Raw genomic sequence first — 16,011 nt, forward strand, 5'->3', positions numbered from 1 at the left:
CGGCTACTCGGCGGCCTTGATGGAGCTGGGCCTGACGGCCTGGACGGTTTCGCGCGGCAGGGGCGCGACGACGGGGGCGGGATAGGTCGGAGCGGCGGCCTCGCGCCGCAGCGGCAGGGCCCGCCGCGTGCGCACCAGCTGCCAGCCGCGCCGGTTCAGGTACCAGACCGGCGCCGAGAGCATGTGGACGAGGCGGGTGAACGGGAAGACCAGCAGGATGGTCATGCCCACGACCAGGTGCGCCTTGAAGATCGGGTGCACGTCGGCCACCAGGTCCGCGATCCCGGGTTGGAAGGTGAAGACCCCCTGCGCCCAGGTCATGAATTTCAGCATCTCACCGCCGTCGAGGTGGCCCATGGAGACGGGAATGGTCGCCAGGCCCAGGATGAGCTGGGTCATCAGCAGGACGAGGATGGCGGTGTCGCCGAAGCTTGAGGTGGCCCGGATCCGCGGATCGAACAGCCGGCGGTGAAGAAGCATCAAGCCGCCGACCAGGCACAGGACACCGGCGACGCCGCCGGCGACGATGGCCAGCACCTGCTTGGCGCCGTGGGGAACGCCGAGCGCGTCGAACACCCAGATCGGAGTCAGCAGCCCCACGAAGTGGCCGGCGAAGATGGCCAGGACGCCCACATGGAAGAGCACCGAGCCCATCACCAGCTGCTTGCGGCGAAGGAGCTGGGAGGAACCCGAGCGCCAGGTGTACTGCTCGCGGTCGAACCGGATGACCGATCCCAGGACCAGCACGACCAGGGCGATGTAGGGATAGATCCCGAACAGGATTTGGTTGAGGAGTTGCATGGCGGACCTCAGGCTCTGGCGGCGGCGCGGCGCGGCTGACGGCCCGGCTCGGCCATCATGGCGTCGACCAGGGCGCTGGCCTTGGGGCAGCCGACATCGGACGGACCGAAGGTGACCGCGGTCTCCGCCCAGGCCTTGTCGATGGCGTCCAGGTCGTTGGGGTCCTCGTCGGGCTCGCTCAACAGGGCGGCCAGGGCTCCGGGATCGGCGGCCTGCGAGGCCAGCTTCGCCAGCGCCCCGAAGATCGCGCGGTAGGCGCTCCCCCGGGTCTTCAGCCGCTCGCCCATGGCGTCGAGCACATGCGTTGCCTCGCCCAGCAGGGACGCGGCGTGCGCCTCGGGCAGGGTCGAGAGGAATTCCAGGAACACCGGCAGGAAGTCCGGCAGTTCGTTGGCCGACAGGTGCAGGTCGTGAGCGCGATAGAGCTCGGCCAGGGCGACCATGGCCTCGCCGCGGTCGCGGCTTTCGCCGTGCACGTGTTCATAGAGGTTGAGCGAGAGGGACCGGGTGCGGTCGAAGAGCTCGGTATAGGCCTCCTGCAGGTCGTAGATGTCGCCGCTGGTGATCTCGGCGACCAGCCGGCGCAGGGCCTGGCGAATGGTCCGCGGGACCAGCGCCTCGGCCTCGATCAGCGCCAGGGCTTCCGGGGCGAGCCGCTGCAGCTCGGGGGTGGGATAGGTCAGAAGACGCGCGAGGGCCTGGTAGGTGCGGGCCATGGGTCAAGCCTCCATCGGGGTTTTGGCGCGGCTGCGCTTGTTGGGGCCGAACAGCCCGAGTTCCGTGCGCCCGCCGGAGCAGCCGTTGCCGAACGAGAAGCCGCAGGAGCCGCGCATGTCGTAGGCGTCCTCGGCCACCTCGCGGTGGGCGGACGGAATGACGAACCGGTCCTCGTAGTTGGCGATCGCCAGGTAGCGGTACATCTCGTCGATCTGGGCGGCGGTGAGCTCGACGCTACCCGCCAGCTTGTGGTCGACGAGCCCCTCGACGGTCTTGGCGCGCATGTACCCGCGCATGGCCAGCATGCGTCTCAGCGCCAACTCGATGGGCGCCTCGCGGCCGGCGGTCAGCAGGTTCGCGAGATACTTGACCGGGATGCGCAGCGAATGGACGTCGGGCATTTCGCCGTCCATCTCGATGGCGCCGGCCGCCGCCGCGTTCTGGATCGGCGAGAGCGGCGGCACGTACCAGACCATGGGCAGGGTCCGGTATTCGGGGTGCAGCGGGAAGGCGATCTTCCAGTCGATGGCCATCTTGTAGACGGGGCTCTTGCGGGCCGCCTCGAGCCAGGCTTCCGGAACGCCGTCAGCCCGCGCCTGGGCGATCACCGCCGGGTCCGAGGGGTCGAGGAAGACGTCGAGTTGGGCCTGGTAGAGGTCCTGGTCGTCAGGCGTGCTGGCGGCGGCCTCGATGCGGTCGGCGTCGTAGAGCAGCACGCCGAGATAGCGGATCCGCCCGACGCAGGTTTCCGAGCACACGGTCGGCTGGCCGACCTCGATCCGCGGGAAGCAGAAGGTGCACTTCTCGGACTTTCCGGATTCCCAGTTGTAGTAGATCTTCTTGTAGGGGCACGCCGAGACGCACATGCGCCAGCCGCGGCACTTGTCCTGGTCGATCAGGACGATGCCGTCCTCCTCCCGCTTGTAGATCGCGCCCGAAGGGCACGCCGCCACGCAGGTGGGGTTGAGGCAGTGCTCGCACAGCCTCGGCAGGTACATCATGAAGGTGTTCTCGAACTGGCCGTAGATCTCCTTCTCGACGCCCTCGAAATTGTAGTCCTCCGAGCGCTTGGCGAACTCGCCGCCCAGGATCTCTTCCCAGTTCGGGCCGCGCTCGATCTTCTCCATCCGCTGGCCGGTGATCTTCGAGCGAGGCCGCGCGGTCGGGAACGCCTTCATCTCCGGCGCGGTCTGCAGGTGGCCGTAATCGAAGTCGAAGGGCTCGTAGTAGTCGTCGATCTCCGGCAGGTCGGGGTTGGCGAAGATCTTGGCCAGGATCCGCCACTTGGCGCCCATCTTGGGCTCGATCTTGCCGTTGGCCTTGCGGGTCCAGCCACCGTTCCAGCGCCTCTGGTTCTCCCAGTCGCGCGGGAAGCCGACGCCGGGCTTGGTTTCGACGTTGTTGAACCAGGCGTATTCAACGCCTTCGCGGTTGGTCCACACGTTCTTGCAGGTCACCGAGCAGGTGTGACAGCCGATGCACTTGTCGAGGTTCAGCACCATGCCGATCTGGGCGCGGACCTTCATTGGGCGAAATCCTTGGCGTTGAGGGGTTCTTCGAGCCAGTCGATCTTGGTCATCTTGCGAAGCACGACGAACTCGTCGCGGTTGGCGCCGACCGTTCCGTAGTAGTTGAAGCCGTAGGCGAGCTGGGCGTAGCCGCCGATCATGTGGGTCGGCTTCAGCACCGTGCGGGTCACCGAGTTGTGGATGCCGCCGCGCTTGCCGGTGATCTGCGATCCCGGCGTGTTCACGATCTTTTCCTGCGCGTGGTACATGAAGGTCGTGCCTTCCCGGATGCGCTGGGAGACCACGACGCGCGCCGTCAGCGCCCCGTTGGCGTTGAAGGCCTCGACCCAGTCATTGTCGACGAGGCCCGCCTTCTTCGCGTCCACCTCGGAGACCCAGATGACCGGACCCCCGCGGTTCAGGGTCAACATCATCAGGTTGTCCGAGTAGGTGGAGTGGATGCCCCACTTCTGGTGCGGGGTGATGAAGTTGAGGACGATCTCCTTCTCGCCGTTGGGCTTCTGTCCCTGGACGTAGGTGGTCTTCAGGTCGATCGGCGGGCGGTAGACGCAGAGCGCCTCGCCGAACGCCCGCATCCACTCATGGTCCTGGTAGAGTTGCTGGCGCCCGGTCAGGGTGCGCCAGGGGATCAGCTCGTGGACGTTGGTCCAGCCGGCCGTGTAGCAGACCTTCTCGCTCTCGATGCCCGACCAGGTCGGCGAGGTGATGATCTTGCGCGGCTGGGCCAGCAGGTCGCGGAAGCGGATCTTCTCGTCTTCCTTGGGCAGGGCCAGGTGGACGTGTTCCCGACCGGTCTGCTTCTCGAGGGCTTCCCAGGCCTTGACCGCCACCTCGCCGTTGGTCTCCGGCGCCAGCATGAGGATGGTCTCGCAGGCGTCGATATCGGTGTCGATGCGGGCCAGGCCCTTCGTCTGGCCTTCCTCCAGCACGGCGCCGTTCAGGGCGGTGAGCAGATCGACCTCGTGGTCGGTCTTCCAGCCGATGCCCTTGCCGCCGTTGCCGGCGGCCTTGAGCAGCGGACCGAGCGCGGTGAACCGCTTGAAGGTGTTGGGATAGTCGCGTTCGACCACGGTGATCTGCGGCATGGTCTTGCCGGGGATCGCCTCGCACTCGCCCTTTGACCAGTCGCGGACGTCGAACGGCTGGGCCAGTTCGGCGGCGCTGTCGTGCTGGATCGGAGTGAGGACGACATCCTTCTCGACCCCCAGCACCTCCGGCGCGACGTCCGAAAAGCTCTTGGCGATGGCCTTGAAGATCTCCCAGTCCGACTTCGACTCCCAGGCCGGGTCCACGGCCGCTGACAGCGGGTGGATGAAGGGGTGCATGTCGGAGGTGTTGAGGTCGTTCTTCTCGTACCAGGTGGCGGTCGGCAGCACGATGTCGGAGTAGACCGCCGTGGTGGACATCCGGAAGTCGAGCGTGACCAGCAGGTCGAGCTTTCCCTCCGGCGCCTCGTCATGCCAGGCGACGTCGTTGGGCTTGCGCCGGCCGTCCTCGCCCAGGTCCTTGCCCTGGACGCCGTGGCTGGCGCCCAGCAGGTGCTTGAGGAAGTACTCGTGGCCCTTGCCCGAGGACCCCAGCAGGTTGGAGCGCCAGATGAACATGTTGCGGGGCCAGTTGGCCGGATCGTCCGGGTCCATGCAGGACATCTGGAGCTCGCCGCTCTTGAGCTGGGCGACCGTGTAGGCCTTGGGGTCCTGACCCGCGGCGGCGGCGGCCTTGGCCACTTCCAGCGGATTGGTCTTCAGGGCCGGGGCGGAGGGCAGCCAGCCCAGGCGCTCGGCCTTGGCGTTGAAGTCGATCATCGCCCCGTCCCAGACGCCTTGCGGGGCGGTGGGCGAGAGGATCTCGCTCATCTCGACGGTCTCGTAGCGCCACTGGTCGGAGTGGGCGTAGAAGAACGAGGTGGAGTTCTGCTGCCGCGGGGGCCTGATCCAGTCGGTGGCGAAGGCGAGCGGCGCCCAGCCCGTCTGCGGCCGAAGCTTCTCCTGGCCGACATAGTGCGCCCAGCCGCCGCCGGTCTGGCCGACGCACCCGCACATCACCAGCATGTTGATGACGGCGCGGTAGTTCATGTCCATGTGGAACCAGTGGTTCATCGCCGCGCCGATGATCACCATCGACTTGCCGTCGGTCTTCTCGGCGTTGCCGGCGAAGCCGCGGGCGACGGCGATGATCTGATCCTTCGGCACCGAGGTGATGGCTTCCGCCCACGCGGGCGAATACGGCTCGACCTCGTCGTAGCTGGCCGGCATGTGGGCGCCGCCGAAGCCCTGGTCGACGCCGTAGTTGGCGAGGAACAGGTCGTAGACGCAGGCCACCAGGGTCTCGCCCTCGGGCAGCATCATACGCTTGACCGGCACGTTGCGGATCAGCACGTCCGGGTGGTCGGTCATGGCGAAGCCGTTGGTGGCGGCGCCGCCGAAATAGGGGAAGCGCACGGCGGCGACCTCGTCGTGGACGCCTTTCAGGCCCAGGCGCAGGGAGGTCTCACGGCCGGAACCATCCTTCTCCTCGAGGTTCCACTTGCCGTCCTCGCCCCAGCGGAAGCCGATGGAGCCGTTCGGCGCGATGACCTCGCCGGTGGCCTCGTCGATGGCGACGGTCTTCCAGTCGGGATTGTTGGTTTCGCCCAGGGCCTGATCGAACTCGGCGGCCCGCAGCAGGCGCTCGGGCACATAGGCGCCCTCCTGGGGGACCAGCCGGACCAGCATCGGCAGGTCGGAGTACTTCCGGAGGTATTCCCGGAAGTACGGCACCTGCCGATCGACGTGAAACTCCTTGAGGATCACATGGCCGAACGCCATGCCGAGCGCCGCGTCGGTGCCCTGCTTCACGGCCAGCCACAGGTCCGAGAACTTCGAGGCTTCGGAATAGTCGGGGCAGATGACCACCGACTTCGCGCCGCGGTAGCGGGCCTCGGTATAGAAGTGGGCGTCGGGCGTCCGCGTCTGCGGGACATTGGAGCCCCAGAGCATGATGAAGCCGGAGTTGAACCAGTCCGCGCTCTCGGCCACGTCGGTCTGCTCGCCCCAGGTCTGGGGCGAGGCCGGCGGCAGGTCGCAGTACCAGTCGTAGAACGAGCCGCACACGCCGCCGATCAGCTGCAGGTAGCGCGCGCCGGCCGCGTAGGAGACCATCGACATGGCCGGGATCGGCGAGAAGCCGAAGACCCGGTCGGGCCCCCAGGCCTTGATGGTGTGCGCGTTGGCCGCCGCGATGATCTCGGTGACCTCGTCCCAGGTGGCCCGGATGAAGCCGCCGGCCCCGCGCATGGTCACGTAGGAACTGCGCTGGGCCGAGTCGGCCTGGATGGAGGCCCAGGCGGCCACCGGGCTGCGCGTCGCGCGCGCCGCGCGCCACAGCTTCAGCAGGCGCGAGCGGATCAGCGGATACTTCACCCGGTTCGCGGAATAGAGGTACCAGCTGTAGCTGGCGCCCCGCGCACAGCCGCGCGGCTCGTGATTGGGCAGGTCCGGCCGGGTCCGGGGATAGTCGGTCTGCTGGGTCTCCCAGGTGACGATCCCGCCCTTGACGTAGATCTTCCACGAGCACGAGCCCGTGCAGTTCACGCCGTGGGTGGAGCGCACGACCTTGTCGTGCTGCCAGCGGTCCCGATAGGCCTGCTCCCAGGTGCGGTCGTCGTCGTTGAGTACGCCGTGGCCGTTGGAGAACAGCTCGGTCTTGCGCGTGAAGAACGCCAGGCGGTCGAGGGTGTGGCTCATGCCGCGATTTCCATTTTCGACGATTTCGACGGGGCGTGCAGCAGGGAGGTCTTGCGGCCGTAGAAGGCCCAGTTCACCGCGACGCAGCTGAGATAGAAGGCGAGGAACACGATGAGGGCCGTGGCGGGACCGCCGGTGGCCTTCATGGAGTTGCCGAACGCCAGGGGAATGAAGAAGCCCCCGAAGGCGCCGATGGCGGAGCTGAAGCCGACGATGGCCGCCGACTCCATTTCAGACGCCTTCAGACGAATTGTTTCATCGGCGCCCGGCAGCAGGCGCGGCATGTCGGCCCGCACGATCGCCGGGATCATCTGGAAGGTCGAAGCGTTGCCGACCCCGGTCCAGAAGAACAGCCACATGAAGCTGGCGAAGAAGAGCGGGAAGGACGACGGGCCGCCAAGGCCGCCGACGCTGTGCAGCACGCTAACCACGCCCACGGCCAGGGACAGGAACACCCAGTGGGTGACGTTCTCGCCGCCGAACTTGTCGGACACCCACCCTGTCAGCGCCCGGGAGGCCGCGCCGACCAGCGGGCCGAGGAACACCAGCTGCATGACGGGCGCGCTGGGGAAGAGGGTCTTCATCAACAGCGGGAAGGCCGCGGAGAAGCCGATGAATGACCCGAAGGTGCCCAGGTAGAGCCAGCAGATGACCCAGTTGTGCTTGCGCTTGAACACCACCGCCTGCTCGGCGAAGGAGGCGCGGGCCGAGGCGATGTCGCTCATGCCGACCCAGGCGGCGACCGCCGCGGCGATGATGAACGGGACCCAGACGAAGCCGGCGTTCTGCAGCCAGACGTTCGTCTCGACGCCCTTCTCCACGGCCACCTGCGGCGCGCCCACCACCGGGGCGAAGGCCCCCAGCGCGATCACGATCGGCACCAGGAACTGCATGACGCTGACGCCGAGGTTGCCGAACCCGGCGTTGATGGCCAGCGCGTTGCCCTTCCCGCTCTTGGGGAAGAAGAACGAGATGTTGGCCATCGACGACGCGAAGTTGCCGCCGCCGAGGCCGCAGCCCAGGGCCAGGGCCACGAACACCCAGTAGGGCGTCTGCGGGTTCTGCACGGCCAGGCCGATGCCGATCGCGGGGATCAGCAGCGACAACGTCGAGATCGTGGTCCACAACCGCCCGCCCAGGATCGGGACCAGGAAGCTGTAGAAGATCCGCAGCGTCGCGCCCGAGAGCGCCGGCAGGGCGGTGAGCCAGAAAAGCTGGTCGGTGGTGAAGGTGAAGCCGACGAGCTTCAGCTTCGCCACGACCATCGACCAGACCATCCACACCGAGAAGGCCAGCAGCAGGTTCGGGACCGAGATCCAGAGGTTGCGGTTGGCGATCGCCTTGCCGGTCTGCGACCAGAACGCCGGGTCTTCCGGGCGCCAGTCGGTCAACACTCGACCTGATTTTGCCATGGGGACATGTCTCCCTTGAGGGGTCATTGGGCGGCCTGACGCGGCGCCGCGGCGCGCGCGGGCGCTGGGTTGGGTTGAAGTCCGGCCATTTCGGGCAGCTCGGGCAGCTCGCGCAGCCCGGGCGTGCGGGCGCGCTCCATGCGGCGGATGGCCAGGTGCATCCAGGCGAGCGCCCCCGCGACAAGCAGGAAGAGCAGCATGAAGCAGCTGGTCCAGACATGGGTCAGGTCATTCAGCGCGCCAAAGGCGATCGGCAGGACGAAGCCGCCCAGGCCGCCGATCATCCCGACGAGACCCCCGACCGAGCCGATGGTCTCGGGATAGTAGACGGGGATGTGCTTGTAGACCGCCGCCTTGCCCAGGCTCATGGCGAACCCGAGGCAGAACAGCAGGATGACGAAGGGGACCAGGCCGAGCGAGAGCCGGAAGGTGATCGGGCCGCCGATGCCGTCGACGATGTAGGTCGTCGCCGGATAGGACAGCAGGAAGGTGCAGACGACGCTGACGCCGAAGGTGATGTACATCACCCTGCGCGCGCCGATCCGGTCGGACAGCCAGCCGCCGAACACCCGGAACAGCGAGCCCGGGATCGAATAGGCCGCCGCCAGCATGCCGGCCGCGATCAGCGGCAGATGGTAGACCGCCACGAGGTAGTGCGGCAGCCACAGCGACAGGGCCACGAAGGCGCCGAAGCAGAAGAAGTAGTAGAGCGCGAAGCGCCAGACCTGCAGTTTCCGCAGCGGCTCGAGCTGCATCAGGGCGGGCGTGGGCTTGGCGCCGCTGATACGGCGCGCGACCAGGTCCGGATCGTCGCGCGTGGTGACGAAATAGATGACCGCTATGACGGCAAGAACGCTCGCCCAGACCTGCGCCACGGACTGCCAGCCAAAGGCCAGCATGACGAAGGGGGCGGCGAACTTGGTGACGGCCGCGCCGACGTTGCCGGCGCCGAAGATGCCCAGGGCCGTGCCCTGCTTGGCCTTGGAGAAGAACTTCGAGACGTAGGCCACGCCCACCGAGAAGCTGCCGCCGGCCAGGCCCACCCCGAGCGCCGCGAGCAGGAACTGCGGATAGGTCTCGGCATAGGAGAGCAGCCACGTGGCGATCGCGGCGGAGAGCATCAGGGCGAGGTTGACGATACGGCCGCCCATCTGGTCGGCCCAGATGCCCAGCGGAACGCGGATCAATGATCCGGTCAGGATCGGCGTGCCGGCCAGGAGGCCGAACTCGGCTTCCGTGAGGCCAAGCTGCTGCTTGATCTGGATTCCGATGATCGAGAACACCGTCCAGACGGCGAAGCACGCGGTGAACGCGAAGGTGCTCATGCCGAGTGCGGCGTTGGCGCCAGGCTGGGACGAGGGTGATGTGTCTGTCACGGGAATCTCGGACCTGAGGGCGCAACCCGACGGCGCCGCGTCTCCCTGTCAGTGCAGCAGTCAGCGCCGTGAGCGTTTGATGAGGATCAATCGTCTCGTGAAAACGGCCCAATTGTCGCAGAAACAACTGCCCACTACGGGCGATCCTCAAGTAAATCCGGGTATTGGTAGACTTGGATCATTTCCTCACTTGATGAACATCAAGCGGGCGTCTCGATTGACGCAAATCAAGGCGCGCCGCGGGGCGAAGCGGCATCTGGCTCCATCTGGCATAATTGGGGCGTACGGCGATGAGGGACGGCGATCTGGATCGGGTCAGGGCCCTGCCCCTGTTCTCCGGGTGCTCAAACGATGCGTTCCGGGCCTTGACCGCCGGCGCCTTCCTGCAGCGGTTCCCATCCGGCACCACCCTGCTCCTCGAGGGCGACCAGGTCGATTTCCTCTATGTGCTGCTGGAAGGCATCGTCGAGCTTGAGGGCAGTTGGAACGACAAGGAGTCGACACTGGCGATCCTGCGCCCGGTCTCGACCTTCATCCTGGCCGCCGTCGTGCTGGACGCCGACGGCCTGATGAGCGCGCGAACGCTCGAGCGGTCGGACATCCTGATGCTGTCCGGCGCCGCGATCCGCCGGACCATGTCGCAGGATGCCCGCTTCGCGGTCGCCGTGGCCGAGGAGATGGCGGGCTGCTACCGCGGACTGGTGCGGACCCTGAAGAACCATAAGCTGCGCGGCGGGCTGGAACGGCTCGCCAACTACCTGGTCACGCAGCGGCATCGCCAGGGCGGGGACCTCACCTTCACCCTGCCCCACGAGAAGCGCACGCTCGCGTCCCTGCTCGGCATGACGCCGGAGAACCTTTCGCGCTCACTGGCAGCCTTGGCCGACTACGGCGTCGAGGTCCACGGGCCGTCCGTGACCATCACCCGACCCGTGGCGCTGGAGCGGCTCGCCAAGCCCGATCCCTTGATCGACAACCATCAACCGGTCTCGGACGCGGTCACCGGCAAGGCGCAGCGCGAGCGTTGGCCCCTCGGCGACGGCCGGTCCCGAGCCGCCTGACGCGACGCCGGCGCGCGTCGCGCTCCCTGTCGGCGGTCTAGCCGCCGAACTGCGCGAGCTGGCGGGTGTCGCCGCTGTCGCCTTCATGAAGCCGGTGCCCGGCCGGCTTGCCCGCCAGCGCCTTGAGAATCCTGGCGCGCAGCGCCTCCGGCTCGTCCACTTCCAGCAGGTCCTTGAGACCGACGCCAAGCTCGCCGAACAGGCAAAGCCTCAGCTGGCCCCGCGCGGTGATCCGCAGCCGATTGCAGCTGTCGCAAAAGCCCGGGGCATAGGGCGCGATCAGGCCGATACGGCCGGCATGGTCGGGGTGAACCATCTCCACCGCCGGGCCGTCATCGAAGGCGCGTGGACGGGGAGACCAGCCACGCGCCGTGAGCCAGTCGGTCAGGACGGTTCCCGGCACGTGCTGATCGGCGAAATACTCGGCGTTGTCGCCCGTGCGCATCAGCTCGATGAACCGCACCGCCACCGGCCGCGACCGGACGAACGCGGTGAAGGCCTCGAACCCGGCCTCGACCGTGTCGCGGATGAGGACGCCGTTGACCTTCACGTTCGGCACCCCGAGCGACAGCGCCCGATCAAGGCCGGCGACCACCGACGGCAACCGGTCATGGCCGGTGATTCGACGGAACGTCTCGCGATCAAGGCTGTCGATGCTGACATTCAGGTTGGTGAGGCCCGCGTCGCGCCAGCCCGCGACCTGGCGGTCCAGATTCCAGCCATTGGTGGTGATGCAGACCTTGGTGACGCCCGGCACGGCGGCCGTCCGCGCGATGATCTCGGGCAGGTCTCGTCGCACGCTGGGCTCGCCGCCGGTCAGCCGTATCTTCGAGACGCCCAGCTCGGCGAAGGCCCGCACGACGCGCTCGCATTCCTGCGGCGTCAGAAAGGTCAGCGGCGCGGACTTCTTGAAACCGTCCGGCAGACAATAGGTGCAGCGGAAGTTGCACACCTCGGTGACCGAAAGGCGCAGGTAGTGGAAGCGGCGACCGAAGCCGTCGACCAGATCGTCCAAACTTGGCTCCTTTCCAAGCGCGGGAGGCGACGGCGTTTCCGACGTCGCCCTTGCCGGCTGCCGCCGGCTCGGCGGCTCGCCCTTGGCGCGGGTGCGCGACAGGCCGAGACGCTCGGAGCAGCCGGATGGAGATCCGACCGCTGATGGTCTTAAACCCCTTACCGGCAAACGCCTTGACGCAGATCAAGCCGCCCTTGGACGCTGCAGGACAAGCATCCGCCCGTAAGCGACAGCGAAGCCGCCGAACGCCAGGGACCAGGCGAGGCTCGAGGCGGTCAGCAGGAGGGACTGGCCCACCCCGGAGAACGGGGCCGCCACGCGCAGGAGCGCCGCGGCGTTGATCGCCAAGTAGATCGCCATCGTGCTGGTGTCCGCCGCGAGCGGGCGTCCCGTATGCCCGCGCGTCGCACGCGTCATCACCGCCAGGGTCATTACTCCAACGGCGCCCGCCGTCAGGGCGTGGATGCCGACGGAGCGTGGCACGAGGCCCGGATCGAGCGAGGCGCCGCCGAGAAAGAGCAGCGACACCCCAAGCCAGCCGTAGCCCAGGTGCAGGATCCAGACGAGCGGCTCGGCGGCCGCGCGCCAGCCCCGCCACCGCGCGAGGCGGACGAGATGGGCGACACCGGCGAGCATGAGGGCGGCGCCGGTCACGGGGGTCTCTGGCGCGGCCACCCATAGGCCCACGCTGACGACGGTCAAGCCGAGCGCAACCCGATCGACCGCGCCAAAGGTCGACGGCTCGGGCTTAAGGGACCGCACCTTCATCCAGTTGCGCGTGAAGCTCGGGACGATCCGTCCGCCGATGAGCCCGATCAGCAAGGTCGCGGCCCCCAGGGCGAGGCGAACCCCCACATCGACGGCGGCTCCGATCGGCAAGTGAAACGCGACATTGGCCAGGGCCAACAGCGTGATCAGGGCGCAGACGGGCAGATTGCGCCAGTTGCGGCCGGCGAGCACCTCGCGCCAGATCACGGCGGCGAAGGTCAGGAGGAAGAGGCTGTCGATCACCGCCGCCGCAGGCCCCAGGTTGTCTTGGAACAGCATCGCCAAGCGCCCCAGGACCCAGAGCGACACCAGACCGGCGAGCGGTGCGCCGATGACTGGCATCCGGCCGGTCCAGTTGGGAACCGCCGTGGTCAGGAAGCCCGCGATCACGGCGCCGAGGAAGCCGAAGATCATCTCGTGGATGTGCCACTCGCGGGTCAGGGCGGCCGATCCGCCGTGGAAATAGCTGAACAGCCAGAGCGGGACGACCAGCGCGCTCCAGATGGCGCCGAGGAAGAAGAACGGGCGGAAGCCGAAGCTGAAGAGCGCCGGCCCTGCGTAGGCGCGGCGGGCGGCGGCGGTGCTGATCATGCCAGCGGCTCTACCGGGAAACCGCCGCGGATGCCTTGACCCCGGTCAATCGCCCTATCCGCACTTGGAGTAGCCGCAGGACAGGCAGCTGTCGCAGCCCTCCTTTCGGATCAGCTCGAAACCGCCGCACCGCGGACAGCAGGCCAGTCCGGGCCGGCCGGCCGCAACCTCCGGCTCGGCGGCGCGCACGGGACTTGCGTCCCGGCCGCCGAGGTGCCGCTCGATCACCCCGCCGATGGCCGCCAGTAACGAGGGGACATATCGTCCGCCGAGCCAGGCGCCGCCGCGGGGATCGAACACCGCCTTCAGCTCCTCGGCCACGAACCCGACGTCGCCGCCGCGCCGGAACACCGCCGAGATCATCCGGGTGAGACCCAGGGTCCAGGCGTAGTGGTCCATGTTCTTGGAGTTGATGAAGATCTCGAAGGGTCGGCGGACACCGCCCTCCTCGACGTCGTTGAGGGTGACATAGACGGCGTGCGCGCTCTCCGGCCAGACCAGCTTGTAGGTCGCGCCGTCGAGCGCCTCGGGACGGGGCGTCAGCACCGGCCCCTCGGAGGGCCCGGGCTGGGCTTCGACCGACAGGATCGAGCCTGTGATGGCGTTTGGCCGGTAGGTGGTCATCCCCTTGCAGCCGCTGCGCCAGCCCAGCAGGTAGATGTCGCTGAACTCCCCGAAGCCGATGTCCGCCGGGCAGTTGACGGTCTTGGAGATCGAGCTGTCCACATGGGCCTGGGCCGCGGCCTGCATGCGGACATGGTCCTGGGGCGTGAGCGTCTGGGCGCTGACAAAGGTGGCTTCCGGCGGCGCGGCGTCGCCGTGCAGCCGTTTCCACACCGCCAGGGCGTAGTCCTCCACCGGCTCCTCGCGATGTGAGCCGTCAGGCTGGCGCACCTTGCGAACATAGGCGTAGGCGAACACCGGTTCGACACCCGACGACACATTGCCGGCCAGCAGCGACGTGGTGCCGGTGGGCGCGATGGAGGTCAGGCAGCCGTTGCGCAGGCCGTTCTTGGCGATCAGCTCCCGGGTCTCCGGGTCGAGGCTCGCCAGGTTGGGCCGCTCCAGGATGGCGGGGTCGTAGAGCGGGAAGACGCCCTTCTCGGCGGCGAGTTCGGCCGAGGCCCGATAGGCCTCGCGCTTGATCGTCGCGAGCCATTCGCCGGTCAGCTCCACCGCCCGATCGCCGCCATAGGCGACGCCGCAGAAGACCAGGGCGTCCGCCAGCCCGGTGACGCCGAGGCCGATCCGCCGCTTGGCCTTGGCCTCAAGCGCCTGGGCTTCGAGGGGGAAGCGCGAGACATCGATGACATTGTCCAGCATCCGCACCGCTGTGCGCGTGAGCGCCGAGAGCGCCGCGACGTCCATGTGGGCGCCGTCCTGGAAGGGCGTCGCCACCAGCCGCGCCAGGTTGATGGAGCCCAGCAGGCAGGCCCCATAGGCCGGGAGCATCTGCTCGCCGCAGGGATTGCTGGCGAGGATCGTCTCGCAATAGCCGAGATTGTTCTGGGCGTTCACGCGGTCGATGAAGATCACGCCGGGTTCGGCGGCGTCATAGGTCGCGCGCATGAGGCGGTTCCAGAGGGCTGAGGCCCGGACCGATCCCATCACCTGGCCCTCGAACACCAGCGGCCAGTCGGCGTCCGCGGCGAGGGCGGTCATGAAGCTGTCGGGCACGAGGACCGACAGGTTGAAGTTGCGCAACCGGCCCCCGTCCCGCTTGGCGTCGATAAAGACTTCGATGTCCGGATGGTCGATCCGCAGGCACCCCATCATGGCGCCCCGGCGCTGGCCCGCGGAGAGGATCGTGCGGCACATGGCGTCCCAGACGTCCATGAAGCTCAAGGGACCCGAGGCGTCGGCGTCGACCCCCCTCACCGGCGCACCGGCCGGACGGATCGAGGAGAAGTCCATGCCGACGCCGCCGCCCTGTTGCAGGGTGATGGCCGCCTCGCGCACATGGGCGAAGATCTCGCTCAGGTCGTCGGGAATGCGCCCCATGACGAAGCAGTTGAAAAGGGTCACGGCCCGCGCCGTTCCAGCCCCGGCGAGGATCCGGCCGGCGGGCAGGAAGCGGTGGTCGCGCAAGGCGTCCTCGAAGCGCTCGCGCACTGCGGGGCGGAGCGCCGGGTCCTCCGCCTCGGCGAGCGCGGCGGCGACCCGCGACCAGGTGCCCTCCACAGTCTCATCGCCAGCCGCGCCGGCCGGATTGAACCGGTACTTGGTCGACCAGATTTCGCTCGCCAGCGGGTTGTCGAACGCCATGGTCATCGTCTCCTGGAAAGGGGGCGAGACTGGACGATTCGGCCGCCCGCTCGCTTGAGCCGGCGCAATGGGCCCCCCTCGGACCGGCAATCGGTCGCTTGTCGAACATCAAGCGGCGCTCGGGGGCCGTTCAATGCGCGCGCCGCTCGCCGCGCCTAGGGTGCGCGCAGGAGGATGTCCCATGCCCGACGATGCAGGCCTTTCCGGACGCGAACGAGGCGTCGACCGCCCGGTCATCCTATGCGGCCTGATGACGCCGACACCTGGGGCCGAACCTCGTCCCGACGCCGCGCCGTTGATTGCGCACATCCTCGAGCGCTATCACGAGACCCACCGCCGGGACTTCCCCGAGGCCATGGCGCTGGCGCGGAAGGTCGAGGCGGCGCACGCGGCCGAGCCTGAGTGCCCCCGGGGCCTGCACGACCTGTTGGCGGTGATGTTCGATGATCTCGAGAGCCACCAGCAAAGGGAGGAGCAGGTGCTGTTTCCCCTGATCCTCGCCGGCGGCAGTCCGATGGTGCGATTTCCGATCGCCCGGATGATGGCCGAGCACCTGGATGTGCACGAGCAGCTGATCCGCCTGCGGACCCTGACCCACGACTTCGCCAATCCGCTCGGCGCTTGTGACAGCTGGCGGGCCCTGACGCGGATCTGCCGGAAGCTGGACGCCGATCTGCGCGAACACATGCGGCTTGAAAACGAGGAGCTCTTCGCGCCGCTCCTGGATTGAGAGGCGAAGGCGATCCGGCCG

Annotated in this window: 11 protein-coding genes and 1 riboswitch; of the genes, 2 read left to right on the forward strand and 9 right to left on the reverse strand. The window is 67.9% G+C overall.

The features are described from left to right. Positions 1–3 precede the first annotated feature (3 nt). Genes narI through M9M90_RS14645 form a run of 6 tightly spaced genes read right to left on the reverse strand, consistent with a single transcriptional unit; the run spans position 4 to position 9,560 of the window. Positions 4–801: a respiratory nitrate reductase subunit gamma gene (gene narI / locus M9M90_RS14620; RefSeq protein WP_254833952.1), complete on the reverse strand. Its 798-nt coding sequence runs from the start codon at positions 799–801 to the stop codon at positions 4–6. Positions 802–809: 8 nt separating this feature from the next. Further along, complete coding sequence (gene narJ / locus M9M90_RS14625) at positions 810–1,517, reverse strand: nitrate reductase molybdenum cofactor assembly chaperone (protein ID WP_254833953.1); 708 nt, start codon at positions 1,515–1,517, stop codon at positions 810–812. Between the two features lie 3 nt (positions 1,518–1,520). Beyond that, a complete protein-coding gene (gene narH / locus M9M90_RS14630) occupies positions 1,521–3,044 on the reverse strand; it encodes a nitrate reductase subunit beta (protein ID WP_254833954.1) in 1,524 nt (507 codons plus the stop codon). After that, entirely contained in the window at positions 3,041–6,772 is a 3,732-nt protein-coding gene (locus M9M90_RS14635; RefSeq protein WP_254833955.1) for a nitrate reductase subunit alpha, read from the reverse strand. Before M9M90_RS14635 ends, narH begins: the two co-directional genes overlap by 4 nt. Then, complete coding sequence (locus M9M90_RS14640; protein WP_305885121.1) at positions 6,769–8,166, reverse strand: MFS transporter; 1,398 nt, start codon at positions 8,164–8,166, stop codon at positions 6,769–6,771. The genes M9M90_RS14635 and M9M90_RS14640 overlap by 4 nt, the downstream gene beginning before the upstream one ends. Positions 8,167–8,207: 41 nt before the next feature. After that, positions 8,208–9,560 carry a nitrate/nitrite transporter gene (locus M9M90_RS14645; RefSeq protein WP_254833957.1) on the reverse strand — a complete coding sequence of 451 codons (1,353 nt, stop codon included), beginning with the start codon at positions 9,558–9,560 and terminating at the stop codon, positions 8,208–8,210. A gap of 290 nt (positions 9,561–9,850) precedes the next feature. Here M9M90_RS14645 and M9M90_RS14650 point away from each other — a divergent pair, with 290 nt between their 5' ends. Beyond that, on the forward strand, positions 9,851–10,621 hold the full coding sequence (locus M9M90_RS14650; RefSeq protein WP_254833958.1) for a helix-turn-helix domain-containing protein: 771 nt from the start codon (positions 9,851–9,853) through the stop codon (positions 10,619–10,621). 37 nt (positions 10,622–10,658) lie between these two features. On the opposite strand, the gene moaA is transcribed toward M9M90_RS14650, so the two are convergent. The 3 genes from moaA to M9M90_RS14665 all read right to left on the reverse strand — a co-directional run bounded on the left by moaA (position 10,659) and on the right by M9M90_RS14665 (position 15,260). Then, positions 10,659–11,636, reverse strand: coding sequence for a GTP 3',8-cyclase MoaA (gene moaA / locus M9M90_RS14655; RefSeq protein ID WP_254833959.1), 978 nt, complete (start codon positions 11,634–11,636; stop codon positions 10,659–10,661). Continuing rightward, positions 11,627–11,763: riboswitch (molybdenum cofactor riboswitch) on the reverse strand. It overlaps the preceding gene by 10 nt. Before the next feature lie 56 nt (positions 11,764–11,819). Next, on the reverse strand, positions 11,820–12,995 hold the full coding sequence (locus M9M90_RS14660) for an NnrS family protein (protein ID WP_254833960.1): 1,176 nt from the start codon (positions 12,993–12,995) through the stop codon (positions 11,820–11,822). A gap of 54 nt (positions 12,996–13,049) precedes the next feature. After that, on the reverse strand, positions 13,050–15,260 hold the full coding sequence (locus M9M90_RS14665) for an adenosylcobalamin-dependent ribonucleoside-diphosphate reductase (protein ID WP_254833961.1): 2,211 nt from the start codon (positions 15,258–15,260) through the stop codon (positions 13,050–13,052). Between the two features lie 181 nt (positions 15,261–15,441). Between M9M90_RS14665 and M9M90_RS14670 the strand changes: the two genes are divergently transcribed. After that, positions 15,442–15,990 carry a hemerythrin domain-containing protein gene (locus M9M90_RS14670; RefSeq protein WP_254833962.1) on the forward strand — a complete coding sequence of 183 codons (549 nt, stop codon included), beginning with the start codon at positions 15,442–15,444 and terminating at the stop codon, positions 15,988–15,990. The last annotated feature ends 21 nt before the right edge of the window (positions 15,991–16,011 follow it).

This window comes from Phenylobacterium sp. LH3H17 (genome assembly GCF_024298925.1).
In the GTDB taxonomy this organism is placed as follows: domain Bacteria; phylum Pseudomonadota; class Alphaproteobacteria; order Caulobacterales; family Caulobacteraceae; genus Phenylobacterium.